General features: G+C 61.2%; 17 protein-coding genes and 1 tRNA gene. 7 read left to right on the top strand and 11 right to left on the bottom strand.

The window, feature by feature from the left end:
* Nucleotides 1–205 precede the first annotated feature (205 nt).
* The gene (locus tag ASD52_RS14995; RefSeq protein ID WP_025426001.1) at nucleotides 206–1801 is read right to left on the bottom strand and encodes an ABC transporter substrate-binding protein; all 1596 of its coding nucleotides are present in this window, start codon (nucleotides 1799–1801) and stop codon (nucleotides 206–208) included.
* A gap of 657 nt (nucleotides 1802–2458) precedes the next feature.
* On the opposite strand from ASD52_RS14995, the gene ASD52_RS14990 reads away from it, so the two are divergent.
* Together ASD52_RS14990 and ASD52_RS14985 are read left to right on the top strand one after the other, a co-directional pair.
* Nucleotides 2459–3172 (top strand): helix-turn-helix transcriptional regulator, encoded by a 714-nt coding sequence (locus ASD52_RS14990; protein WP_057221820.1) that lies wholly within the window; start codon nucleotides 2459–2461, stop codon nucleotides 3170–3172.
* 158 nt (nucleotides 3173–3330) lie between these two features.
* Complete coding sequence (locus ASD52_RS14985) at nucleotides 3331–3720, top strand: response regulator (protein ID WP_025425999.1); 390 nt, start codon at nucleotides 3331–3333, stop codon at nucleotides 3718–3720.
* A 95-nt stretch (nucleotides 3721–3815) separates the two neighbouring features.
* Here the strand turns inward: ASD52_RS14985 and rirA are convergent, their stop codons facing one another.
* Entirely contained in the window at nucleotides 3816–4289 is a 474-nt protein-coding gene (rirA, locus tag ASD52_RS14980; protein ID WP_025425998.1) for an iron-responsive transcriptional regulator RirA, read from the bottom strand.
* A gap of 193 nt (nucleotides 4290–4482) precedes the next feature.
* Here rirA and ASD52_RS14975 point away from each other — a divergent pair, with 193 nt between their 5' ends.
* Complete coding sequence (locus ASD52_RS14975; RefSeq protein WP_025425997.1) at nucleotides 4483–5523, top strand: Fe(3+) ABC transporter substrate-binding protein; 1041 nt, start codon at nucleotides 4483–4485, stop codon at nucleotides 5521–5523.
* Between the two features lie 210 nt (nucleotides 5524–5733).
* Here the strand turns inward: ASD52_RS14975 and ASD52_RS14970 are convergent, their stop codons facing one another.
* The 3 genes from ASD52_RS14970 to ASD52_RS14960 all read right to left on the bottom strand — a co-directional run bounded on the left by ASD52_RS14970 (nucleotide 5734) and on the right by ASD52_RS14960 (nucleotide 9736).
* Nucleotides 5734–6789 (bottom strand): M48 family metallopeptidase, encoded by a 1056-nt coding sequence (locus tag ASD52_RS14970; protein ID WP_025425996.1) that lies wholly within the window; start codon nucleotides 6787–6789, stop codon nucleotides 5734–5736.
* Nucleotides 6779–7861 (bottom strand): YjgN family protein, encoded by a 1083-nt coding sequence (locus ASD52_RS14965; RefSeq protein WP_051509196.1) that lies wholly within the window; start codon nucleotides 7859–7861, stop codon nucleotides 6779–6781. The genes ASD52_RS14970 and ASD52_RS14965 overlap by 11 nt, the downstream gene beginning before the upstream one ends.
* Nucleotides 7862–8239: 378 nt before the next feature.
* Nucleotides 8240–9736: a CoA-acylating methylmalonate-semialdehyde dehydrogenase gene (locus ASD52_RS14960; protein WP_025425994.1), complete on the bottom strand. Its 1497-nt coding sequence runs from the start codon at nucleotides 9734–9736 to the stop codon at nucleotides 8240–8242.
* Nucleotides 9737–9852: 116 nt separating this feature from the next.
* On the opposite strand from ASD52_RS14960, the gene ASD52_RS14955 reads away from it, so the two are divergent.
* Entirely contained in the window at nucleotides 9853–10734 is an 882-nt protein-coding gene (locus ASD52_RS14955) for a LysR family transcriptional regulator (RefSeq protein WP_025425993.1), read from the top strand.
* A 199-nt stretch (nucleotides 10735–10933) separates the two neighbouring features.
* Here the strand turns inward: ASD52_RS14955 and ASD52_RS14950 are convergent, their stop codons facing one another.
* The 4 genes from ASD52_RS14950 to ASD52_RS14930 form a co-directional block, all read right to left on the bottom strand.
* Complete coding sequence (locus ASD52_RS14950; RefSeq protein WP_025425992.1) at nucleotides 10934–11614, bottom strand: peroxiredoxin-like family protein; 681 nt, start codon at nucleotides 11612–11614, stop codon at nucleotides 10934–10936.
* 403 nt (nucleotides 11615–12017) lie between these two features.
* On the bottom strand, nucleotides 12018–13781 hold the full coding sequence (locus ASD52_RS14940; RefSeq protein WP_057221819.1) for an adenylate/guanylate cyclase domain-containing protein: 1764 nt from the start codon (nucleotides 13779–13781) through the stop codon (nucleotides 12018–12020).
* A gap of 388 nt (nucleotides 13782–14169) precedes the next feature.
* Nucleotides 14170–14246 (bottom strand) — tRNA-His (locus tag ASD52_RS14935).
* Nucleotides 14247–14394: 148 nt separating this feature from the next.
* Complete coding sequence (locus ASD52_RS14930) at nucleotides 14395–14844, bottom strand: phasin (RefSeq protein ID WP_025425989.1); 450 nt, start codon at nucleotides 14842–14844, stop codon at nucleotides 14395–14397.
* A 230-nt stretch (nucleotides 14845–15074) separates the two neighbouring features.
* Between ASD52_RS14930 and ASD52_RS14925 the strand changes: the two genes are divergently transcribed.
* Nucleotides 15075–18713, top strand: a complete 3639-nt coding sequence (locus ASD52_RS14925) for a PAS domain S-box protein (protein WP_057224769.1) — start codon at nucleotides 15075–15077, stop codon at nucleotides 18711–18713.
* Between the two features lie 202 nt (nucleotides 18714–18915).
* Nucleotides 18916–20598 carry an iron ABC transporter permease gene (locus tag ASD52_RS14920; protein WP_057211557.1) on the top strand — a complete coding sequence of 561 codons (1683 nt, stop codon included), beginning with the start codon at nucleotides 18916–18918 and terminating at the stop codon, nucleotides 20596–20598.
* Between the two features lie 462 nt (nucleotides 20599–21060).
* Here ASD52_RS14920 and ASD52_RS14915 read toward each other — a convergent pair whose 3' ends face one another.
* Nucleotides 21061–23013, bottom strand: a complete 1953-nt coding sequence (locus ASD52_RS14915; protein WP_025425986.1) for an acetoacetate--CoA ligase — start codon at nucleotides 23011–23013, stop codon at nucleotides 21061–21063.
* Nucleotides 23014–23189: 176 nt separating this feature from the next.
* Between ASD52_RS14915 and ASD52_RS14910 the strand changes: the two genes are divergently transcribed.
* Entirely contained in the window at nucleotides 23190–25013 is a 1824-nt protein-coding gene (locus ASD52_RS14910) for an AsmA family protein (RefSeq protein ID WP_025425985.1), read from the top strand.
* 53 nt (nucleotides 25014–25066) lie between these two features.
* Here the strand turns inward: ASD52_RS14910 and ASD52_RS14905 are convergent, their stop codons facing one another.
* The gene (locus tag ASD52_RS14905; protein WP_025425984.1) at nucleotides 25067–25882 is read right to left on the bottom strand and encodes an ABC transporter permease subunit; all 816 of its coding nucleotides are present in this window, start codon (nucleotides 25880–25882) and stop codon (nucleotides 25067–25069) included.

Genomic DNA, 25882 nt, shown 5'->3' with positions numbered 1-25882 from the left:
CGCGCCACGTTGCCGCGCCGTTGTCTCCCGGCGCTGGCACCACTGCATGTTTCCTTGAACCCTTCGGATTCGAGGGCAAAAACATGCAGCAACTCAAATTGCTACAGCGACCTTTGCGCGTCTGACAGGACGCGCGCCACTGTAGTAGATGCAAAGAGGGGCGTTTGCCCGTGGCAAACGCCCCCTTTCGGATCAGTTCATTAGCTTACTCGACAATATCCACGCCGTCGAAGGCAAAATCGCCGAGTGGGCTCTGGACGAAACCTTCGACATTCTTGCGCATCGGAACGACCGACAGCGAGTGGTCGAGCGTTGCCCAGGGCGCTTCGCGCTTGAAGACGACCTGCGCCTCTTCGTAGAGCTTGGTGCGCTCTGCCAGGTCGGACGTTTCCTTGGCCTTCTTGACCAGGGTGTCGAATTCCTGGTTGCACCACTGAGCGCGGTTGTTGCCGCCGACAGCGTTGCAGCCGAGAAGGGTGTCGAGGAAGTTGTCCGGGTCGCCGTTGTCGCCGGTCCAGCCGAGGATGACGGCACCGTCACGGTCCTTTGCCTTCGACTTGTCGAGGTATTCGGCCCATTCGTAGGACACGATCTCGACCTTGACACCGATCTTGGCGAAGTCAGCCTGCATCAATTCGGCAGCGCGGCGGGCGTTGAGCATGTACGGGCGCGAAACCGGCATCGCCCACAGCTTCATCGACAGATCCTTGACGCCTGCGTCTTCGAGCATCTTCTTGGCTGCGTCGAGATCGTAGGTGTCGTCCTGGAGCGTGTCGTTGTACGACCACATCGTCGGCGGGATCGGGTTCGTTGCCGGCTGGGCAGCGCCCTGGAATACGGCATCGACGATCGCCTGCTTGTTGATCGCCTTGTTCAGCGCCTTGCGGACTTCCGGCTTGTCGAACGGAGCCTGCGTCGTGTTGTAGGCGAGGTAAGCAACGTTCAGACCGGCCTGTTCCATGACCTTCAGGTTCGGATCGGCCTTCATGGCCTGTACGTCGGCCGAGTTCGGGTACGGCATCAGGTGGCATTCGCCGGCCTGCAGCTTCTGGAAGCGAACCGAAGCGTCGGTGGTGATCGCGAAGACGAGGTCGTCGATCTTCTGCTTGCCACCCCAGTAGTCGGGGTTTGCCTTGTAGCGGATGACGGCATCCTGCTGGTAGGCGACGAACGCGAACGGACCGGTGCCGAGCGGCATCTGGTTCATCTGGTTCATCTTGCCTTCGGCCTGCAGCTTGTCGGCATATTCCTTCGACAGGATCGAAGCGAACGGCATGGCGATGTTGGCGAGGAACGGTGCTTCCTTGCGCGTCAGGGTGAACTTGACCGTCAGGTCATCGACCTTCTCGACCGACTTGATGACTTCCGGGAAGCCCATGCCGGCTGCGTATTCCCACGAAGCGCCGGTCACGTATTTGTTCCAGGGATTGTCGGCCTTGAGCTGGCGCTCATACGAGAACACGACGTCGTCGGCGTTCAGCTCGCGAGTGGGAGTGAAGAACTCCGTCGTCTGGAACTTCACGCCCGGACGCAGCTTGAACGTGTATTCAAGGCCGTCATCGGAAATGGTCCAGCTCTCAGCGAGGCCCGGCTCGGTTTCGGTCGTGCCCTTCTTGAACTCGAGCAGGCGGTTGTAGACCGTGTGCGCCGCTGCGTCGAACGTCGTGCCGGCGGTGTAGAGGCCCGGATCAAAACCCTCAGGCGAACCTTCCGAGCAGTAAACGAACGTTTTCGACCAGGCGGAGCCGGCCATCAGCGTGGCAAGCGCCGTCGCTGCGAAGAGTGTAGTGAGCTTTTTCATGAGCTTTGCTTCCCAGATTTGTTCTTGTTCTCGTATTTTCCTGACGCGGAATGACGTTTGCCCCCGGTCAAGGCCGGATGGAACGACATTTGGCGTCGCATTGCAATAAGTCGCCAAACAAATTTGTCTATGCGAAAAATTCCTCCTATGGCGGAGCCGGAAATCTGTCCACTGTTTTAGAATACCCTGACATTTCCAGGGGCTTTTTCGGCCGCTGCTCGGCCGGCGTGCAACATCCCGATCCGGCTTATCGGTGACGGCGTGACCGAAGTGCGACGGTGACAGGCGGGAGTGTGGAGCAGGTCACATGTGCCGACCGCATCCATCGTGCACCCGCCTTGCGTGTGTCGCTCCGGCCGGGCGATCGGCGATTCGACGAAAATCGCAAGAAACGGTCAATCCCAAGATAGTTGGGTAGAAATCCCCTATGTGATCGTGCAATAGAACCTGGACAAAATCTCGGGGGAGACAATCGACGTGCCAAAACGTCCTTGGGAGGGGGCGGCATCCGCCACTCGGCGCTTTCAACATCGCGGCGACGCGACCGCGAGACGACCATGATGATGCCGATCCGCAATTTCGTCACCGGCTTCATGCCGTTGATTGAGCCGGCCTTGCGAGTAGACTGCCGCCTCGCGACAAAAGGGTAGCGCACGCGTGGCACGTTTGCTGGAAAATCACAGGCGTTACGATCTCCGCGACGATCTGGAGAAAGCGCTCAACCGCGTCGACTTCTTCCGCATCTTTCACACGATGGCATTGCGGTTCGGCTTCAACCATTTCGGCATTCTGCAGCTCGGCAACGAGAACGACGCCTGCATGTTGTCCACCCGGCTCGTCCTGCACGATCTTCCGTCGGGCCTCGCGGAAGAATACGACAAGCGCCACCGCTTCGGCGATTCGCTTTTCTACAAAACCCTGCACACATCGATCATTTCCTCCGTCTGGAGGTCAGGCGATCGCGGCTGCGCCAATGGCCAGAACCTGCTGGTCCAGCTCGGCTTCGAGCTGCTCTTGAGCGTGCCGGTGCACGCGGCAGCGACCGGCGCGCGATACGCCGTCCTGTTTCTGGGCGACGGCAACGACATCGGCCGCTCCGAGCATTTCGAGCTGACCTATGACGCCGTCTGCGCCTTCGACTATTTCTATCGCATCGCGCTTTCCAACAAGGCCGGCATGGGCCTGACGCCGCGCGAGACGGAGATCCTCAAGTGGATCTCCCATGGCAAGACGGCAAGCGAGATCGCGCTGATCGTATCGGTGTCCGAACACACCGTGAATTCGCATACGGCGACAATCCTGAAGAAGCTGGATGTCGTCAATCGGACCCAAATGGTGGCGAAGGCGATACGCGAACAGATCATTCAGTGAAGCCGATCGACGGGGCGATCTGAACCTGGCGGCGTCGCAAGGCGGCCCCGCTGACAGCAGGCGCCGCAGAAACGATGCAAACTCGCCACCCCACCCGCTTGCCGATGACAGGCGCGCGCAGCAGAATGGCTCCCGGTCACTCAGGTACTTGGACGATCATGACACAAAAAGCCCATATCCTGCTCGTTGACGACGACCCTGCGGAGAACCTCATTCTGCGCGGGCTGATCAAGAAGGTCAGCACCATCGAGATCGAACTGCATTATTGCCAGACGATCGAAAGCGCCCTCGAATTCCTTCGTTCGGGCAAACCGGTGTCGATGGTGTTGATGGACAATCGCCTTCAGCCGCAGCGCGACTTTCGCGAAACCGTGCCGGCACTCCGGTACCAGGGCTTCATCGGCCCGATCGGCGTGATCTCGGGGTCGCTCGTCGAGCCCTATTTCCAGAGTCTGGAAGAGTACGGCGCGGATTTCCGGATCGACAAGTCCGAGATCGATCCGACGGCAATAGAGTTCATCCTGAGGGAATATCTGGCACCGAACTGAAGGGGCGGCCGGCGGCCGCTTTGAGCGGCTAAATCATGAGCGGTAGAGCTACGGCGCCGAGGTCATGACTGATACGCGGCGCCGCAAACGTCGGATCAGGCCGCAGTCGTCTGCGGGGCCTGCGGACGCTTGGTCTCTTCCAGGCCGAGCAGGAAGTTGATCTGGGGACGCGCCTTGACCAGATCGTCGATGGTGTAGCCCTGAAGCACCTCGAAGAAAGCGTTCAAAGCCTTGCGCAGAGCGGTATTGAGGCCGCAGCTGTCAACCAGCGGGCAATCGATTTCACCGGCTTCGAAGCACTCGGCCATCGCGAAGCTGTCTTCCGTGACCTTGACCACGTCGAACAGGGTGATTGCGGAAGCGGGCCTCGGCAGCCGTACGCCGCCGTTGCGGCCACGAACAGTCTCGACCAGGCCAGCGCGGGTCAGCGGCTGGAGAATCTTGAACAGAAACAGCTCTGAGACGCCATAGGCCCTGGCGATTTCAGGAATGCGGCTGAGCTTCTCGCCGTTTGCAGCGCAGTACATCAACATGCGAACCGCGTAGTTCGTTTGTTTCGTCAGTCGCATCATTCACTCCGAAATCGAGAGGTTTATCAAACCTTCATATAGGACGGATCGTAGTTTGGAACAATTCCAAAATACCAAAAAAGTCACATCTGCTTGATCGTTAACGGTTTCCCAGTTGACTGTTTGGTGGCTGCCGATCAAAAAGATGAGCGATTTTGTTAACTTAGCTCAAACCAAAAAAATGGAGGAAACCATGTCCGTTTCAAGAGCTGCAATGGGCGTATTGTCCCTCACCGCCAGCCTGTTCGCGTCCACTGCTGCCTGGGCCGATGGCGAGGTCAACATCTATTCCTATCGTCAGCCCGATCTGATCAAGCCATTGCTTGATGCCTTTACCAAGGAAACCGGCATCACGACGAACGTGCTCTTCCTCGACAAGGGCCTCGTCGAGCGCATCCAGGCCGAAGGCGCCAACTCGCCTGCGGACGTGATCCTCACCGTCGACATCAGCCGCCTCACTGAAGCCAAGGATGCGGGCGTGACGCAGCCGGTCGCCAACGAGACGATCAACAAGGACATCCCGGCGCACTTCCGCGACCCCGATGGCAACTGGTTCGGCCTGACGACCCGCGGACGCGTTGTCTACGCCTCCAAGGACCGCGTCGCCGAAAACGACATCACCTATGAGGAACTCGCCGATCCCAAGTGGAAGGGCAAGATCTGCACCCGTGATGGCCAGCACTCCTACAATATCGGCCTGTTCGCCTCGATGATCGCCCACAACGGCGAAGCCGAGACCGAGAAGTGGCTGACTGGCCTGAAGAACAATCTGGCGAAGAAGCCCGATGGCGGCGACCGCGACCAGGCAAAGGCGATCCTTGCCGGCGAATGCGATCTGGCGCTTGGCAACACCTACTATGTCGGTCTGATGCTGACCAACGAGAAGGAGCCGGAACAGAAGGAATGGGCGGCGGCTATCAAGGTGCTCTTCCCGAACGCCAAGGACCGCGGCACGCATGTGAACATTTCGGGCATGGCACTCGCCAAGAACGCCCCGAACAAGGACAATGCGTTGAAGCTGATGGAATTCCTGTCGGAAGGCGAAGCGCAGAAGATCTACGCCGAGCAGGTATACGAATATCCGGTGCTGCCGGGTGCCGAGCCCTCCGACGTGGTCAAGTCGTTCGGCACGATCAAGCCCGACGAACTGCCGTTGGCCGACATTGCAGCCAACCGCAAGAAGGCATCGGAACTGGTCGACAAGGTCGGCTACAACGACGGCCCGCAGGACTGATCCTACTGCATGTTTCCTTAAATCCCATTCGATTTAAGGATCAAAACATGCAGCAATTCAAAGTGCTACAGCGACCTTTGCGCGTCAAATTAAGACGCGCGGCGCTGTAGCCATCGCGTGAATTGGAAACAGCGGGCCGTGTGCCCGCTGTTTTCGTTTTGATGACAGCGTCGCGCCTTGTGTGGGGAAGCCGCTCGACGGACCAGAGGGCTACTGAGCCTGCGCCCTCAGTTCGCCGGCATAATCGAGGATCGCCTTGCGCCGTTCCGGTGTGCCGGGATGGGTCGCAAGGATGCTGGTGTCGGAACTGTCGCCAAGCTCCTTTTCGAGCAGGTCGAAGAACCGTGCGATTGCCGTCGGATCCCGCCTGGCTTTCAGCATCAGTTCCACCGAATGCCGATCTGCTGCCGCTTCCGCGCTACGCGAAAAGGAGAGCGTAAGGAGACCGGCACCCTGCACCAGAATGTCCTCAGCACCGGAGCCGATGTCGCCACCGATCATCATGACCAGCCCAGCGACGCCCGCGGCGCGGTAGATCTGGCGCAGGCTATGCTCGAGTTCGACATGACCGATCTCGTGCGCCAGCACGCCGACGATCATTTCGGTATCGTCGCCGGCAAGCTCGATCAGCTCATCGGTAACGATCAGCGTGCCGTCGGGCAGCGCGAAAGCATTCGGGCCGATGGTCCCGCCCATGCGGAAGTTGAGGGTGTAGCCACCCTCGCCGCGATCGGACAGCCGTGCGATCGCGTTGAACCCCTCACGGATCTTGTCCTGGCGCTCAATTGCAAGCGCCGACGTGTCGAGCAGCGTGCGATCCATCGTCTCCATGGTGCTTGCCGACATGATCTTCGGCACGATCGGCGGCGTCACCAGCACGGCGATTTCGACCAGCGCCGGTACGGCATAACGATAGATGGCCACGCCGCTGAGCACGGTCGCCAGGACGACCGCGATCAGGCGCGGGTGAAAACGCTCCCATTCGTGGACGAGATTGGTTTTTCCCTTGCGTTTCAGGAAACGATCGACGGCGTCGTTGTCGGTCGTCTCGAACAGAGAACCATCGGGAAACTCGATGCGACGCGGAATGGCGCCGACGCGCGCAGAAATATCGACGGCAGCAAGTGCTCCACCTGCAAGTTCGGCGCCGGCCTCATCCAAAGCCTTGAGGCCACCGCCATCTTCGATCAGCCGCGAGGGCACCGACCGGCTGGAACCGGCCGGATGCCACTCGCCAACAGCAATCTCCGTGCCGTTAGAAGCCAAAGTCGAACCCTTCGAAGTCCATGAACTCCGAACCGACGGCCGAACCTTCCTGGGCGATCCGGTCGAACATCTCGCCGACATTGCCTTCGAAATGGACGCCCGTGTGTTCATTGACATAACGCGCCATGCGCACGGCTGCCCAGGGACGCATAAGGCCCAGCGTGAAGATGGTGACGATCATGTTGGTAATCGCGATCCAGGCGTAACGGCCCCGCGACAGGTCGCTCGTCAACTGATGCTTGCCGTCGAAGGTCGTTGCCGACCAGGCGACGTTGCGCACGCCGGCACGGTAGAACAGCGCCGCGACCCCGAAGATCGAGAGGAATGCAATGTAGGCGATGACGAACAAGGCAATCATCGAAACGTGCATTCCCAGCGTTGCCTCAATGGAGCCGTCGAACAACGACATGATCACGGCCAGATTGAGGAAACCAATAAAGGCAATGATCAGCAGGCCAGCGACGATGATGGCCGCCGACAGGAACCACGACTTGTAGATCGCACCGACGGAAGGATCGGTCGCGAATGCCCGTTGCCCATAACGCAGGTTGCTGCCGATGTAGCGATAGGACCAGCGGCTGGCGAGCGGCACCAGGATGCCAAGTGTGAGGACCGAAATAACCGGACCGACGATGAAGGCGAGAAACGCACCGCCGACGCCGCCGACGAAATCGAACCGCACATTGCGATAGCTGGTCACGCGGGCACTGAAGCGCAGGCCCCTGACGACCAGCCATGGCACGAAGGCCACCAGCAACAGGGCAAGAATGATGCCGGCGATCGGCACGACGTTCAGCATGACGTTGTAGAAGATCAGGTAAGCGAAAACGATCACCCGACCGATCAGGATCTGCTTACCCTTTGCGTGATATTCGAAGGCGCGCCCGAGAAGCACCGTGTTACCGTAGAAATAGCGGTTGCGGCGGACCTTCGCCCAGGCGGAATAGATGCCGAGCGTGATGATCGTCAGCAGCACGTTGACGATCCAGATGCCAAAATACTCTTTTCCGCTACCGGTAAACGACAGACGGTGGAAATTGTCCGGTACCCTCTGCGTCAACGTCCCTTGCATCGACGCCGTTTCGGCCACGACCATGATAAAACCTCTCTCAATGAAATCAGCTTGCGGCAGCCCGCCATCACACAGGCGCCGCGTTGCGACAGATTGACGTCAATTGTGAACCCAGCGAACTGTGGCTATCCCCCGGATGAGCCTTCCATGCAAATGAACGGTCGAAATGCCTGCAATATTCGACCAAGGCGCGAATCAATTTTCCGCCGCCTCGGGCATATCAAATTAGTTGCAGTGCAACATGACATGCAACAGAAAAGGGTCTTTCGAAGGGGCCCCGGCATGCAAAAAAAGGCCTCTCGAAGGAGGCCTCGGGCACGCAACAAAAAAGGGCCTCCCGAAGGAGGCCCTGGAGGCGGGAGGATCTTTATCCCGTCATTACTTCATCGTCGGCATGACGAACTCGGCACCGTCCTTGATGCCTGACGGCCAACGCTCAGTGATCGTCTTGGTCTTGGTCCAGAACTTGATCGAGTCCGTGCCGTGCTGGTTGAGGTCGCCGAAGGACGAGGACTTCCAGCCGCCGAAGGAGTGGTAGGCGAGCGGAACCGGGATCGGAACGTTGACGCCGACCATGCCGATGTTGATGCGCGAGGCGAAGTCACGGGCAGCATCGCCATCGCGGGTATAGATCGCGACGCCATTGCCGTATTCGTGCTTCATCGGCAGGTCGAGGGCTTCCTCGTAGTTCTTGGCGCGAACAACCGAAAGGACCGGTCCGAAGATTTCGGTCTTGTAGATATCCATATCCGGGGTGACGTGGTCGAACAGGCAACCGCCGACGAAGTAGCCGTCCTCATAGCCCTGGAGCTTGAAGTCGCGGCCGTCGACCACGAGTTTCGCACCCTGCTCGAGGCCGCTGTCGATCAGGCTTCTGATGCGCTTCTCCGCTTCCTTGGTGACAACCGGGCCCATGTCGGCCTTCTCGTCGGTATAGGGGCCGATGCGCAGGCTTTCGACCATCGGCGTCAGCTTGGCGATCAGGCGGTTGGCAGTGTCCTCGCCAACGGGAACGGCAACCGAGATAGCCATGCAGCGCTCGCCGGCCGAGCCGTAGCCGGCGCCCATCAGCGCGTTGGCGGCCTGGTCCAAATCGGCGTCCGGCATGATGATCATGTGGTTCTTGGCGCCGCCGAAGCACTGGGCGCGCTTGCCGTTCATGGCAGCCGTGCCGTAGACGTAGCGGGCGATCGGGGTCGAGCCGACGAAGGATACGGCCGAAATGTCGGGGTTGGTGAGGATCGCGTCGACCGCGCCCTTGTCGCCATTGACGACGTTGAGGATGCCGGCCGGCAGACCTGCCTCGATCATCAGTTCGGCCAGGCGGACCGGCACGGACGGATCACGCTCGGACGGCTTCAGGATGAAGGCGTTGCCGCAGGCGATCGCCGGGGCGAACATCCACATCGGGATCATGGCGGGGAAGTTGAACGGCGTGATGCCGGCGCCGATGCCGACGGCCTGGCGGATCGAGTACATGTCGATGCCGGGGCCGGCACCTTCGGTGAACTCGCTCTTCTGCAGATGCGGAATGCCGATGACGAATTCGCAGACTTCCAGGCCGCGCACGAGATCGCCCTTGGCGTCTTCAATCGTCTTGCCGTGCTCGCGCGAGAGGATCTCGGCCAGCTCGTTCATGTGGGTGTTGAGAAGTTCGACGAACTTCATGAACACGCGGGCGCGGCGCTGCGGGTTGGTGGCTGCCCACTTCGGCTGCGCGGCCTTGGCGCTGGCGACGGCAGCGCCGAGTTCCGCGTCGCTTGCCAGCGCCACGGTGCCCTGCACTTCGCCCGTTGCCGGGTTGAAGATGTTGCTCGTGCGCCCGCTGGTGCCGGCGACGCGCTTGCCATCGATGAAATGACCGAGTTCGTACATGGATGTCTCCTCCTGATCTTGATTGTGGCGGCATGATCGCACTACGATTTGAACAAAGCAATTTCCGATATTCAGCAACCGTTGTGCGCAAATTGAAGTCCATAGGGATCAGAAACATGAATTGGGACGACGTGAGAATGTTTCTGGCGGTCGCGCGCACCGGGCAGATCCTTGCCGCCTCCAAGCGGCTCGGCCTCAACCATGCCACGCTCAGCCGGCGGGTGACCTCGCTTGAGGAAACGCTGAAGACCCGTCTCCTGGTGCGCAGGCCGAACGGCTGCGAACTGACGGCCGAAGGCGAGATCTTCCTGGCGGCGGCCGAACGCATGGAAACGGAGATGCTGGCAGCACAGTCGCAGATCGGCCGCATCGACACGGCGATCGCCGGGACCGTACGCATCGGCGCGCCGGATGGATTTGGTGTCTCCTTCCTCGCGCCGCGCCTCGGGCGGCTGACGGCGCGCTATCCGGAACTGAAGCTGCAGCTCGTGCCGGTGCCCCGCTCCTTCTCGCTGTCGCAGCGTGAAGCCGATATCGCCATCACCATCGAAAGGCCGGAACAGGGACGCCTGGTCTCATCGAAGCTTACCGACTACACGCTCGGTCTCTACGCCTCCTCGACCTATCTTGCGCAGCACGGCACGCCGCAAACGATCGACGACCTCAAGCACCATCGCCGCATCGGCTATGTCGAGGACCTGATCTTCACGCCGTCGCTGAATTTTTCGGCCGAGATCATGCGCAGCTGGGATGCCGCCTTCGAAATCTCGAGCGCCACCGGGCAGACGGAGGCGGTGCGCTCCAGCGCCGGCATCGGCATCCTGCACAACTACATCGCCCGGCACACGCCGGAACTCGAGCGCATCCTGCCTGAAACCACAATCCGGCGTGCCTACTGGACCACCTACCACGAAAGCGCCCGCGACCTGGTGCGCGTGCGCACCGTGGCGGCCTTCCTGCAGGAGCTGGTGACCGCGGAGCACCAGATGTTTGCCTGACCGCGCTCCAGAGCTACAGCGCCGCGCGTCTTGTTAGACGCGCAAAGGTCGCTGTAGCACTTTGAATGGCTGCATGTTTTTATCCTTACATCGAAAACGATTTTAGGAAACATGCAGTGGAGCGATCCCGGACGATTGCGCGCCGGCGAATGTCTCTACCCACAGAATCCAACGCGGCGGTCTGGCGCGTTTTTCGCTGTCAATGTGCGACTTGTGAAACTGCCGACATCAATTCTTCGGGATTCAGCGCCCGGCACATATTTTGGCCCTGGCCATCAACTTCCGTGAAGCTCCAACGCACCACACCTTCTCGATCGAGCAGGAACTGGCCAATGAGTTGCATATGGCCGGGTACCCTCACCTGCTGATCGGCTTCTGTGATTTCGTACCCATCCTTCTCGCTGAGAAGGTCGCCCGCGGTCGCCGGATCCATCGGTTCAGGCAATTCACCCGGCCGATCGACCCGCATCGTCATGACCACGTCCATTCCAACCTTGCGTGGCCAGTCGGTCTCATTCTCCGTAAACTCGAGGAGGGGTAAGCCGAAGGCGCGGTGTGAAGCTCGCTCCGGGTCCGATGCAGCAAGAAGACCGGGTATCGGATGATAGCGGAAATAGAGTCGCGCGCGCTCGACCGGGGTGTTGACCACCGCCAGAGATTCGACGCCTTTTTCGCGCAGAGCCGTGTTGAACTGTGCCATCGCCGCGACATGGCGTCGGCAGAACGGACACAGCAGGCCTCGAAACAAACCGACCAACAACGGGCGACGGCCGCGAAAATCATCAAGTGCGATCTTCCCCTCGCGTGAGATCGCATCCAGCACAAAGTTCGGAGCCTGGTCGCCCGGTTGTAACGGATGATCCAGATAATGTGCAGACATGGTCAACCTCCTCGCCCGAAGGACCAATGAAGAAGAGGCAGCACAAGACGTACTTCAAAGAGCCCGTACTGGGCGCAAACGTCCTGCTCCAACGCAGAGAGCTCTCGGCCTCCGCCATGTTGCCGAGGTCGAAATCAAGCGCCGCAGGGCCTGACCTCTCGCCATACAGCGCCGCGCGTCTTATTAGACGCGCAAAGGTCGCTGTCGCACTTTGAATTGCTGCATGTTTTTTCCTTAAATCGAATAGGATTTAAGGAAACATGCAGTAGCGTACAGCCAGGATCGACCTGAGAATGGCCTCACATTGGCCCACGAGCAAGCAGTAAACAGCGAATCGTCATCCGTGCCACGGGACGGCACGGCGGCGAGGTCGAATGGACCTCCTGACACGCGCCTTCCCTGGTTAGATAGACACTCCGGCCTCGCGGAGTCCGTCCGCCAGTCGATCGAGCACAGTGGGATCCCGGTAAGGCAAGGCCCGCTTGAGGTGGTTGATGGAAAAGTTCGGGTTAACCTCGAACACTTCGCGCCAGTAGCGGCGCGCCTCCTCGTGGCGCCCGGTGCGACCATAGAGGCAGGCGAGATAAAAGCGCGTCATGTCCGATCGCGGCGCAAGCGCCAGGCGGCGCTTGAAGGCGATCTCGGCCTCGCCGAAACGGCCGAGGTTCAACAACGTCCGACCCAGGAAATGCAGCGACAGGTCGAATTGCGGATCGAGCCGATGGGCCCGTGTGTAGAATGGCAGCGCGTCTTCGTACCGACCTTGGAAATCCCGTATCGTGCCAAGTGCAGTATGGCAGCTCGCGGAATTGGGATCGAGTTCGATCGCCCTTTGAGCGGCATGCTCCGCTTCGTCGAAGTGCCGCATCCAACAGTGCGCGAGCGAGAGAGCGTGATGGCCATGCGGCTCGTTATCGTCGATATCGACGGCCCTTTGTGCCAGCTCCAAAGCGCGTTCAAGATCGTCGGCCGTCCCGCCGTTCCACCGATTGATGAAATCGGTCAAGGCGATGATCGCGAGAGAAGCGTAGGCAGCCGCAAGCCCCGGATCGATGGCGATGGCACGCTCGAGCATGCTGCGCGCCTCCGCGGACGATACGGCGTTGAACTGCAGAATCGCCTGGCGGGAACGGACGAGCAGATCATAGGCTTCTGGATCGACCTTGCCGAGGCTCCCGCGTCGCTCTTCCTCGCCGGTTGTTAGCTTCACCTTGAGCGCGGTGACGATGGTGCGGGTCACTTCGTCCTGAACCGCAAAGATATCTTCAATTCCCCGATCGTAGCGCTCGGCCCATAGATGACCGCCGGTCGTGCCGTCGATCATCTGGGCATTGATGCGGATTCGATCAGCGGCCCGGCGTACGCTGCCTTCCAGGACATAGCGGACGCCAAGTTCCCGGCTCACCTTGCGGATATCTGGCGCCTTGCCCTTGTAGGCGAAAGAGGAGTTGCGGGCGATCACGAAGAGGCCGGAAACCTTTGAGAGATCCGTGATGATGTCCTCGGTGATGCCGTCGGCGAAATACCCCTGCTCCGGGTCGCCGGACATGTTGTCGAACGGCAGAACGGCTATCGATGGCTTCTTTGGAAGCTGCGGCGGGGCTTCGGTGGCAATCTTGACGGGATCGTTTGTGCGGTCGTCCGGCGACCACGTCCAGATATGCACCGGGCGTTCGATGTTCTTGACCTCGTGATGACCGCTGTCGACGAAGTCGAGGTCGATGCGACCATGCACATATTCATGAACACCATCCGCAATGGCTACGCTGCCAGGCCTGGCAAGCGCCTCGATACGCGCCGCCACATTGACCCCATCGCCGTAGAGATCGCTGTCGGCGACCATGATGTCGCCCAGGTTGACGCCGACGCGAAGCACGATCGCCAGGTCTGCCGGCACGTCCTTGTTGGCGGCTGCCATGGCCCGCTGAAGTGCCGCGGCGCATTCGACGGCGTTGACGGCGCTGGAGAACTCGACGAGCACGCCGTCGCCGGTCCTCTTGAAGACGCGGCCCTGATGTGTGGCGACGAGTGGCTCCAACACCTCTTTCCATCGCGCCATGAGCTGCGTGTAGGTGCTTTTCTCGTCACGCTCCATGAGCCGGCTGTAGCCGACTACGTCAGCCGCCAAAATGGCAGCGAGCCGCCGTGTGATGGGTTCGTTGGCCATGGACAATGGCGCCTTCCTGGGGCGCCTTCCTGGCGCCCATTGGCGAAATTTTACTGGCGTCTTGCTCCCATGTCCATTCGGCTTGAAGCCGATTGGTCGATATCCAACATCGTGGCAGGGCGCGCCAACCTCCACTTGTGTGGCGGTTCCAAAAAATGTCAGCTTCAGGGTGCGATCCGGGCCTCAGGAACGACCGGTTCGGGTCGATGGCGGAGATGGACACAGCGACGTTTGGAATTCCGTTCCTGCCTTAAGCGGATTTAAGCGTTGGAACACCAACCCGCACCGTCGATTGTGGTGCATTTGTCGTCCAAATATCCGGAGAACGTCGATAGAGACGGAAGCAGGTGCGCGAAAAGCGCTTAATATCAGATAGATATAAAGAGAATGGTACGGTTGGGGGGTCTCGAACCTCCGACCTCAGGTGCCACAAACCTGCGCTCTAACCAACTGAGCTACAACCGCACAAACGAGCGACATCAGTCGCTTGGCGGCTCACATACGGAGACTTCCGCCGCTTTGCAAGCCTAAACTTGAGATTATCCTGCAAAAAGACCGGATGGCAAGCCACCCGGTCCCATTCATGCCCAGCGCGGCCAGGGGCCGGCGCGGATCAGACCTTCTTGAAAGAAGACATCGCCTTTTCAGCGGCTTCCTTGCCAGGCTTGGTAACATTCTCAGCAACCTTCTTGGTTGCTTCCTGCATCGACTTGGTCTGTTCGACGGCAAGTTCAGCCTGCTTGCGGAAGAAAGAGGTCTGCAGCTCGACGAATTCGGACAGCGACTTCACACCGAGCAGCGCTTCCATGTGCGAAAGCGAGTTTTCGGCATTGGTGCGCAGGGCGTCGATGGCCTTGAGGCCGAGTTCAACGCTACCGGTCTGGGCGCTTTCAAGCGTCGCTTCGACGGTCTTGCTTGCTTCCTCGGCAGCGGTCTTCATCTTGGAATAAGCGTCCTTCGACTGGGCAGCGCCCTTTTCCGCGAAGTCGCGGAAGCTGTCGGCAACCTTTGCCGGGTCGAAAGAGGAGAAGGAAAATGCGTCGTCGATCTTCTTGGTAGCCATGAATGCGCTCCTTGGTGTCAGGGCCCTCTTTTGAGGCGCCGTTGATTGATGCACACTATATAACCGATCCTATTGTGCATTGCAATAAAATTGTGCAGTGCACAAATTCGCCTGCGTTAACCCTTCGCGATGAAAGGGGTGAGCGAAAGACGCCGATTGCTGGACCCTCAGCCGCGTGGCGGGTATTAATAGAGTGTTAACGTACCAGCGACCCGTCAATAGGCCCGTCCATGCCCGCAAGACAGTACCCCTTCATCGACATTGCCGTGCATGAGCGGGTGCGCGAACATTTTGCGCGCGGCGATGCGGCGATCCTGTTTTCGAGGGACCTTAACCGCGTTCTGTGGGCCAACGATCAGGGTGCCGCCTTCTTCGGCGCAGACTCGATCTACGACTTCATCGACACGGGCCCCAATGCGAACGACCTGTCGGCGCGGCAGTTGAAGGCCGCCGCGACGCAGCTCGTTTCGGTCGGCGATCGTCGCCAGCTCTTGATGCGCATTGCCGCGGGCTTTCGAAGCGTGCCGCTCAATACGACGGTGGAACTGATCCGCGTCCGGCTGGACGAATTGGGCGTGCTGTTCACCGCACCCCATTCCGGCAAGCCGCTTTCGACGGAAGATCGCGCGGCGCGCATGATCGCCGGGCTCGACGGCCCGGACACGCACATGGCCGTGCTGGATGCCGACGGTACGATCGTCGCCCAGTCGCCTGGCTTTGCCAATCTCGGCATGTCCGACGAGACGCGCCGCCAACTCGTCGCCGCCGTTGCCCGCGACCATGACTGGCTGATCAAGCGCCCGGTCGCCACGGCAAAGGGACACCTGCCCGCCGCCATCGGTAAGATCGCCGACGAACCGGCGCTTCATCTTCTCTTTGCGGTGGAAACCATCCTCGGCAACCTCGACCCGGATGAAGCACCGGCCGAGGCTGTCTTGCCGCCGACAGCCGTCGCGGAGGTCGTCGAGGCCGATGTTGTGACCGACGTCGCACCCGCTGTCGTCGAAACGGAAGCGGCGATGGCTACTGGCGCGGTGGAAACGGTCGTCGAGCAATCGGCTCCCGACGAGCTGGCTTCGGCGGATCAGCGGATCGTCGCCGAACGTGAAATCGAGCAGCCGCTTGCGGAAGCCGACGACGTCGTCGCCGCAGTCGAAGCAGAGGAACCCGACCTCGCCGTCGACACCGATACCGAAACGCCGCTGGAAACAGCGACCGCCGAAACATCAGATGCGGCCCAGGAACAGACGGACGCCGCACCAGAAGGCGCGGAGCAGTTGCCGTCCGCCGAGACGGCAATTGTCGCCGAGGCAGCGCCTGTCCCCGATGCTACATCGGTTGAACCGCGCGAACACAAAGACGCCCCTGTCGGCGCTCAGTCCGACTTCGCCTTTGCGATCGGCGGGCGGGCGGTGCGGTTCGTCTGGAAAATCGACGCGGAAGGACAGTTCAGCGAAATCTCGGAGGAGTTTGCCTCGGCGGTCGGGCCGAAGGCCGCCGACGTGATCGGTGTCAGCTTCGCCTCGCTTGCGGCGCGCTATGGTCTCGACCCCGACAACAAGATCAACGAGCTCCTGCACCGCCGCGACACCTGGTCCGGCAAGACGATTTTCTGGCCGGTCGAAGGCACGAGCCTTAAGGTCCCGGTCGACCTCGCCGCCCTGCCCACCTACTCGCGCTCGCGGGAGTTCGACGGTTTCCGCGGCTTCGGCATCGTGCGCGTTGCAGATGCCGTCGAAGATCACAACGCCAACGGCCTTTCGCTCGATCGTGACGAGGATGCGATAGAGGCCAACGATCTGACGGCGCCAACTTCGCCGAATGGCGTGGCAGCCGTTGAAGAGGCGACCCACGAGATCGCGACCACCGGCGCGAATGAAGCCGACGAACCTGCACTTTTTTCCGACGAGCCGCAGCCGACCGAGGCAGTAACGACCGACCAGCCCGCGGTGCCGGCCGATCCCTTCCTTGGTGAGCGCCCAGCACTTCGCATCGTCGAGACGCCCGGACGCCGGGCTTCCGACAAGATCATCGAACTCGAGCTACACCGCCCGGCCGGTTCAAGCGCGCTCACCCGCGGCGAGCAGGCGGCTTTTCGCGAAATCGCGCGGCAGCTCGGCGAAAATTTTGTGGGACGCCCAGAGGCGCACGAGACCCGGTCGGACGAGGCTTCAGACGACGCCATCCAAGGCGAAGCGGAACAACCGGTATCTGAAACCCTGGACGAAGCAGCTCTTGAGGCCGCGCCGACCGCGACCAGCGAGTCTGAGTTCGAGACGCCAGAAGCTTCGAGCGAGGTGGCCGCAGCCGAACCTCGATCCGACGACCTGGCCGAGGCGAGCATGGACCCGGCGACGATCGCGACCGTCGGTTTCAGCGGCGAGATCCTCGATAGCCTGCCTGTCGGCCTGCTCGTGCATCTCGGCGACGACCTGCTGCACGCCAATCCGGAATTCCTGCGACTGACGGGCTACGACACGCTCGATGATTTCAAAGAGGAAGGCGGCATCGACGCGCTCTTTGCCAATGACGAGGAGGTCGGCGACACGGAGCCGGACGGCACGATGACGCTGATCCGCAAGACCGGGCAGTTGCTTCCGGTAACGGCCCACTTGCACTCGATCCGCTGGGACGGAAAGAGCGCGCTGATGCTGGCCCTGGCATCGACGGAAGTCGCGCAGCCCCAAGAGAGCGAAGCGAGCCCGGTCGAAACCGCTCCGGCTCCCGTCGCCGACGAACAGGTCGGCAAGCTCAAGACCGAAATCGACGAGCTGCGCTCGATCCTCGAGACGGCGACCGATGGTGTCGTCATTCTCGGACACGACGGCGATATCCGCTCGATCAACCGCTCAGCGAGCGCGCTCTTCAACTACGATGAGAGCGAAATCCGCGGCAAGCCGTTTGCAGCGCTCTTTGCCCATGAGAGCCAGAAGGCGGTCATCGATTATCTGCAAGGCCTGTCCGGCCATGGGGTTGCCAGCGTACTCAACGACGGCCGCGAAGTGATCGGCCGCGAGGCCGCAGGCGGCTTCCTGCCGCTGTTCATGACCATCGGCCGCCTGTCCGCCTCCAACGGCTATTGCGCCGTCATCCGCGACATCACCCAGTGGAAGCGGACCGAAGAGGAGTTGCGCAACGCCAAGCGCGCGGCCGAGACGGCAAATGCCCACAAGACGGAGTTCCTGGCGCGCGTCAGCCACGAAATCCGCACGCCTCTCAATGCGATCATCGGCTTTTCCGACATGATGGCGAGCGAGCATTTCGGCCCGGTTGGCCATCCGCGCTATATCGAATACGCCGGCGACATCGGCCGCTCCGGCCGCCATGTGCTCGATATCGTCAACGACTTGCTCGATATCTCGAAGATCGAGGCGGGCGAGATGGATCTCGACTTCGGCTCGGTCGAAATCAACGATGCGGTTTCCGAAGCGGTGTCGCTGGTGCAGCCGCAGGCAAACAGCCAGCGCGTCATCATCCGCACGTCGCTTTCGACAGCTGTGCCGAACGTGGTTGCCGACAGCCGCTCGATCAAGCAGATCGCACTCAACATCCTGGCGAACGCCATCCGCTTCACGCCATCGGGCGGACAGATCGTGGTGTCGACCTCCTATGAGCCGAACGGCAGCGTGATCCTGCGTATCCGCGACACCGGCGTCGGCATGACGCGCAGCGAACTCGACCAGGCGATGAAGCCCTTCCGGCAGGTGACGACCGGTGGCCGCAAGCGTGGCGACGGCACCGGCCTCGGGCTGCCGCTGACCAAAGCCATGGCCGAAGCCAACCGTGCGCAGTTCGCCATCACCTCGGCACCGAACGAGGGCACGCTGGTGGAAATCTCCTTCCCGTCACAACGCGTCTTGGCGAACTGACGACAGATGCTGTAAGGAAATGTTGACTTGGGGAAACCAGTTTGTTGGCATCCTCACGGCAATTCCTGCTGCATAATCCTCTTCTTGAAATCGGAGGCGATCCAAGGGGAAGATTATGCAGCGAGTTTAAAGCGTTACAGCATCCTTAGAGCGTCATGTCAGACGCGCGGCGCTGTGGCCGTTTCGCTCCGGATCAGATCGATTGCAGTCCACGTCACAAATCCTCAAGCGGCGCCCAACCGGCGCGAAAACCGGTCTTTCGCATCCGCTGCTCGCCGTATGGGCCGGGGGCGCATCGCTGATCGTGCTGATGCCGATCCTCGCCATTGCATGGCTGGCGATTTCCGGCGGCGGTTCCGACTGGCCGCATCTCATGCAAAACGTCATCCCGCGCGCCACCATCCGCACGTTGCTGCTGATCGCGTTCACCGGGATGACGACGGCCGTCGTCGGCATCGTGACCGCGTGGCTGGTGGCGAGTTGCGAGTTTCCCTTGCGCCGGTTTCTGTCCGCCGCGCTGGTGTTGCCGCTTGCCATTCCCGCCTATCTCGCCGCCTACGCCTTCGGTGAGCTGTTCACCTTCACCGGGCCGGTGCAGGGGCTGATCCGCGCTATCTTCGGCTTCAAGACCAGCCGCGACTACTGGTTTCCCGATATCCGCTCGCTCGGCGGCGCCGTCCTGGTGCTGAGTTCCGTGCTCTATCCCTATATCTATCTCGCCTGTCGCTCGATGTTTCTGATGCAAGGGCGCGCGGCGGCCGATGTTGCCCGCACGCTCGGCGCCGGGCCGCTCAAGGTGTTCTTCCGCATCCAGATCCCGATGGCGCGACCGGCGATCATGATCGGTCTGACGCTGGTGGCGATGGAGACGCTGAACGACATCGGTGCCGTCGAATTCCTCGGCGTGCAGACACTGACCTTCTCGATCTTCGACACCTGGCTCAACCGCGGCAGCCTTGCCGGCGCGGCGCAGATCGCCTGCATCATGCTCGTCTTCGTCATCGGGCTGATGATGATCGAGCGGGCTGCCCGGCGAAGGCAGCGCTTCTCCAGCCAGAAGACGACGTCGGCAGTCCATGATGCGACCAGGCTTCCGCTTTCCGGCTGGAAGAAGTGGGCCGCGACGATTGCGTGCCTGCTTCCGGTGCTCTCCGGCTTCGCGGTCCCGTTCCTGATCCTCGGCAATTACGCGCTGAAGCGCCTCGATCAATTCATCGAACCGCGGTTGCTGAACGCACTCTTCCACAGCATCCTGGTTTCCGGTGCAACCGCGCTGGTCACGGTGCTGCTCGGTTTCGTGCTTGCCTATGCCGCGCGTACCGGACGCTCGCGTTTCACCGATACCGCCGGCCGCCTCGCCTCCTTCGGCTATGGCGTGCCCGGCACGGTTCTGGCGATCGGCGTGCTCTTCCCGCTGGCAGCGCTAGACAATCTGGTCGACGCCGGCTTTCGCAGCACCTTCGGCATATCCACCGGGCTACTGATGACGGGAACGGGCTTTGCCATCATCTACGCCTGCACCGTCCGGTTCCTCACCATGGCCGAAGGCACGCTGGAGGCGGGTTTCCAGAAGCTGTCGCCGCACCTCGACATGGCTGCACGTGCGCTTGGCCGCACCGGAGGGCAGACGCTGCGAACCGTGCTTCTGCCGATGATGCGCCCCGCCGTGTTGACCGCAGCACTTCTCGTCTTCATCGAGACCATGAAGGAACTGTCGGCGACGATCATGCTGCGCCCGTTCAACTTCAACACGCTTGCGACGCTTGTTTACGAGGACGCATCGCGTGCCAAGGTCGAGGATGCATCGGTGGCTGCGATGATCATCGTCGTTGCCGGCATGATCCCCGTGATCCTGGTTTCGAGATCGATGGAGCGTCGGCCCTAACGCAGGTCGCGCAAAAGTGCGCAGCGGTTTTGCGATAAGGACATGCGTTAAGAAAAGAGCTTAAAGCGCAACAAGGGAATCCTGGAAATCGCAACGCGCTTAACAGCATTTCCAGGAAAAGTGCGAAGCGGTTTTCCGTCTGGAAATACGGGAAAACAAAGAGATAGAGCGTTTCCGCACCTCCGCCCAAAACGCTCTGTCCCGAAGGCAAAAAAAGAGGTGGCTGGGAGGCCACCTCGATAATTCAATGCTAAACCAACAAATGCTCGAGAAGTAATGACATCATGTCTGCGGCGGCATCGCTGCCAGGCGCCGACCACTCATCGGCCGGCCTCAAGTTGACATGACCATGCGCCCCCAATCGTTAACAAGACCTTACCAGCCGATCCGACAATTTTAGGGATTTATCAGCAAGTCTGAAGCCTTGGTTAATTCCGAAAGCGCGAACAAGTTAACGGCCCCTCAATTTTTGAGGGCATCGAGCCCGGCGAAAAGATCGAGCGCTTCCGGGTTGGCGAGCGCCTCCTTGTTCTTGACCGGGCGTCCATGCACAACGTCGCGGACCGCCAATTCGACGATCTTGCCCGACTTCGTGCGCGGAATATCGGCAACGGCGATGATCTTCGCCGGCACATGGCGGGGCGATGCGCCGGTGCGGATACGGTTCCTGATCGCCTTCTCCAATTGCTCATCGAGCGAGGCGCCGGATGCCATGCGCACGAACAGCACGACGCGCACGTCGTCTTCCCAGTCCTGTCCGATGCAGAGCGCTTCGGCCACCTCTTCCATCTGCTCGACCTGATTGTAGATCTCCGCCGTGCCGATGCGCACACCGCCGGGATTGAGTGTCGCGTCGGAGCGACCATGGATGACGATGCCGCCATGCGACGTCCATTCGGCAAAGTCGCCATGGCACCAGACGTTGTCGAAACGTTCGAAATAGGCGGCGCGGTATTTGACGCCTTCGGGATCGTTCCAGAACATCACCGGCATCGACGGGAATGCCTTGGTGCAGACGAGTTCACCCTTTTCGCCGCGCACGGAGCGCCCCTCGTCGTCCCAGACATCGATCGCCAGTCCGAGGCCAGGACCCTGGATCTCGCCACGCCAGACCGGCTTCAGCGGATTGCCGAGCACGAAGCACGAAACGATGTCGGTGCCGCCGGAGATCGACGCAAGCTGGACGTCCTGTTTGATGCCTTCATAGACGAAGGAGAAGCCTTCGGGCGACAGCGGCGAGCCAGTCGAGGTCAAGAGCCGCAGGCTTGAAAGGTCGTGGGTCTTGGCCGGCTCAAATCCGCCCTTGCGGACCGCGTCGATGTATTTTGCCGACGTACCGAAGACGGCAAACGTTTCGTCCGCCGCATAATCGAACAGGACGTTTCCATCAGGATAGAACGGCGAGCCGTCGAACAGGCACAGCGTCGCGCCGACCGCCAGGCCGGAGGCGAGCCAGTTCCACATCATCCAGCCGCAGGTGGTGAAATAGAAGAGCTTCTCCCCGTCGCCGAGCCCGCAGTGGAAGCGATGTTCCTTCAAATGCTGCAGCAGCGTGCCGCCGGCCGAATGAACGATGCACTTCGGGACGCCCGTGGTGCCGGAGGAGAAGAGCACATAGAGCGGGTGGCTGAACGGCAAACGCTCGAAGGCGAGCGCCTCGGCTTTAAACGGAGCGATGAAGTCCTCGAGCGTCACGCCATCGGCAATTGAGGCCGCCAGCGCCCTCGCCTCGCCCGCATAGGGAACGATGAGGGCTGGAACGTCGAGAGCCATGGAGACCGCACGAACCTTGGCGTCGACGTCCTGTCGTTTGCCGTTGTACCAATAGCCGTCGCAGGCGATGAACAGTTTCGGGGTGATCTGGCCAAAGCGATCGAGAACGCCCTGCTCGCCAAAATCGGGAGAACAGGACGACCAGATCGCACCGATCGACGCGGTCGCCAGCATGAGAGCGATCGTTTCGGGCATATTGGGCATCATCGCGGCGACGCGGTCACCCTTGCCGATGCTGCGCGCTTTCAGCGCCTGCTGCAGCCGCGAGACCAGCGTGCGCAGATCATCCCAGGAAAGCCGGTAGCTGACCTTATCCTCGCCGCGGAAAATGAGCGCATCGTCGCCGCCGGCGCGCCGCAGCAGGTTCTCGGCGAAATTCAGCGACGCCTCGGGAAAGAACCGAGCGTCGAGCATGCTGTTACCATTGACCAGAGCCGTCGCGCCACGATCGCCGATGACTTCGCAATGCTCCCAGACCGCCGTCCAGAAATCGCCGCGTTCGGCAACCGACCACGCGTGAAACGCGTCGTAATCGGCAAAGTCTTTGCCGAAGCGCTCGCTGCACCAGGCGATAAATTGCGCCATCGGGCTGTGCTCGCGGATCTCTGGACCGGGAACCCACAAAGGTTGCTCAGACTGCATGCTTTCCTCCACTCCTACTCCATGCCCTCTATACCATGCTGCAACGCAAAATAAACAGCAGGAGAACCCGCTCCGGCGTCGCATTGGCGACATTTCCATGTCGGGCGCATTTGATTTATGCGGGCTGAAAGCCTATCCAAGCAGCGTGATCCCAAGCGATGGGCAACCAGGCGGAAATGACAAGAAAAATCCTGCATATGATGGGTGAATCACGCCTTTGGTCGCGGCTTCGTCGTCGCCATTTCCTCTGGCCGGCGGCGATCGGCATCGTGCTGGCCGTCGGATACAACGCGGCCCTGCCGCTCGTGATCTCGACGACGGACGTGCGGCCGACGATGGAGCGCATGCTCGACGCCTGGTCGGGTGGCAAGAGCAGGATAACCGGCGAGCCGAACATCCGTTTCTGGCCGAACCCGACGCTGACATTGTACGGCGCCACGATCGAGACGACCGACGGTACCCCCCGCACACTCGCCCGGATCGGCAGCATCACCGCAGCCTTCAGCCTGGTTTCTGCGCTTCGCGGCGAACCGGCACTCGAAGACATCCGCCTCATCGAGCCTGTGGTAACGCTGGAGCGTGGCATCGACGGCACGCTCAACTGGGAGCGGCCGCGCTGGCTTGCGCCGCGCGAGGCGAAAGCGGACAACGACGACACCCCCTTCGGCGACATCACGATCGAGAATGGCCGCCTGCAGGTATTCGACCGGGCGACCAATTATGCGCGGGAGTTTCCCGGCATATCCGGCACCGTGAAGTGGCCCTCCTTTGCCGGGCGCCTGAATGCGCAACTGTCGAGCATGATCGGCGGGCAGGCCGTGAGCTGGGCGCTGGCCTGCGACGAGCCGCTGACGCTGCTGGCCGGCCGCAACACGACGCTGAAGACATCGCTGACCTCGGCCCCCCTCAATTTCTCCTTCGAGGGCGTCGGCAATCTGTCGATGAAACCATTCGCCTCGGGGCGGCTCCAGGTTTCCACCGCCTCGCTGCCGGCGCTTGCCGCGTGGTTTGAGGGGGCCTCGCATGAGGGGCTGCCCGAGAGCAGCTTCGATCTCAGTGCCAACGTCACGACCGGAGACGCGACGCTGAAGCTGGATGACTTGCGCCTGGCGATCGGCGGCGCGACGGCAACCGGGGTGCTCGACGTTGTCGCTCCTGCCAACGACACACCGCGCGTCGAGGGCACGCTCGCGTTCGACAGGATCGACCTCAACGGACTGCAACCACTTTTTGCGCAGCTTCCGGTCGATCCAGAAGAACTCGCCAGACATATGACCGAGGCTTTCGCCCGCACCTGGCGCGTCGACGTGCGCCTTTCGACGCAGGAGGCAGCGATCGGCCCGTTGCGGCTGACCGACGTGGCGGCCGGCGTCATGGTCGATCACGGGCGGGCGTCGCTTGATATCGGCGACAGCACCTATGCCAATGGCAGGCTCAGCGGCCGCCTCGTGCTGTCGGAAGCGGGCTTGACCCGTGGCGGCAAGCTAGAGCTGGCTCTCAAGGATGCGGATCTTGCGGCCGCCGTCGCCGACTTCGGCTTCACCGGCCCGGTGCCGACGGGACGCGGCAACGTCAACCTGGACCTGGCGACCGATCACCCGTTCTGGACGCCACGCGCAGCCGACGCATCCGGGCGCCTGACCTTGTCGCTTGCCAACGGCAGACTATCCGAATTCGACTCCGACGCCTTCTCGGACCTGGTCCGCAGGGGTGAGTTCTTCTCGCTGTCGCAGGCAGGCAGCGGCACGTTCGATTTTCAGCGGGCCGACATCGAGGCGCGCTTCAGCGACGGATCGGCCCGGTTGAACCGCGCTACCTTTATCGGGCCGACGGGCAGCCTGTCGGTCAACGGCGTCATACCCTATCGCAGCGGCAGCCTGGCTCTTGCCGGAACCTTTACCGACGCTACCAATGCCGCCCAGCGATTGCGGTTCTTCGTCGGCGGCTCCTGGCCGAATGCGGTGATCTCGCCGCTCTCGGTTCTCGGCGAGCCCAACTGAAACGGCCGGCGCTTTAAATGCACCAGCCGTCCTCTTGAAAACGGAGCTGAACTCTACTGCGCGAAAGCGGCGCGCTCGTCCTTCTCGCGTTGCGCTTCACGCTGTTTGGTCACAACAGAGGCAACGACGACACCGATCGCGACAATGCCGATCAGGATCGTGCAGATCGCGTTGATTTCAGGCGTCACCCCGAGACGAACCTGGCTGTAGATCTTCATCGGCAGCGTGGTGGCACCGGGGCCTGTGGTGAAGCTCGAGATCACGAGATCGTCGAGCGACAGCGTGAAGGCCAGCACCCAGCCGGAAAAGACGGCCGGCGCGATCACCGGCAGAGTGATCGCAAAGAAGGTCCTGACCGGGGTCGCGCCCAGATCCAGCGCCGCCTCCTCGATCGACTGGTCGAAGCTCAGGAGCCGCGACTGCACGACAACGGCAACGAAGCACATGGTGAAGGTGATGTGCGCAAGGGTGATCGTCCAGAAGCCACGGTCGAGCCCGATGGCAACGAACAGCAACAGCAGCGACAGGCCGGTGATCACCTCAGGCATGACCAGCGGCGCATAGACCATGCCGGAAAACAGCATGCGGCCGCGAAAGCGCGTGTAGCGCACCAGCGCGAGGGCCGCCAAGGTCCCGAGCACGGTTGCGCAGGTGGCCGAGATCAATGCCACGCGGATGGTGACCCAGGCGGCGTCGAGAAGCGCCTGATTGTGCCAGAGCTGCGCGTACCATTTGGTCGAAAACCCGGCCCATACCGTGACCAGCTTCGATTCGTTGAACGAGAAGATCACCAAAAGCACGATCGGCAGATAGAGAAAGCCGAAGCCGAGCACGATCGAGGCAATGTTGAAGCGTGACCAGTTGCCCAT

Origin of the sequence: Ensifer sp. Root142 (assembly GCF_001426785.1) — a bacterium.
Classification (GTDB): domain Bacteria; phylum Pseudomonadota; class Alphaproteobacteria; order Rhizobiales; family Rhizobiaceae; genus Ensifer; species Ensifer canadensis.
The sequence above is the reverse complement of the archived record's forward strand: the minus strand, read 5'-3'. Positions and strand labels throughout refer to the sequence as shown.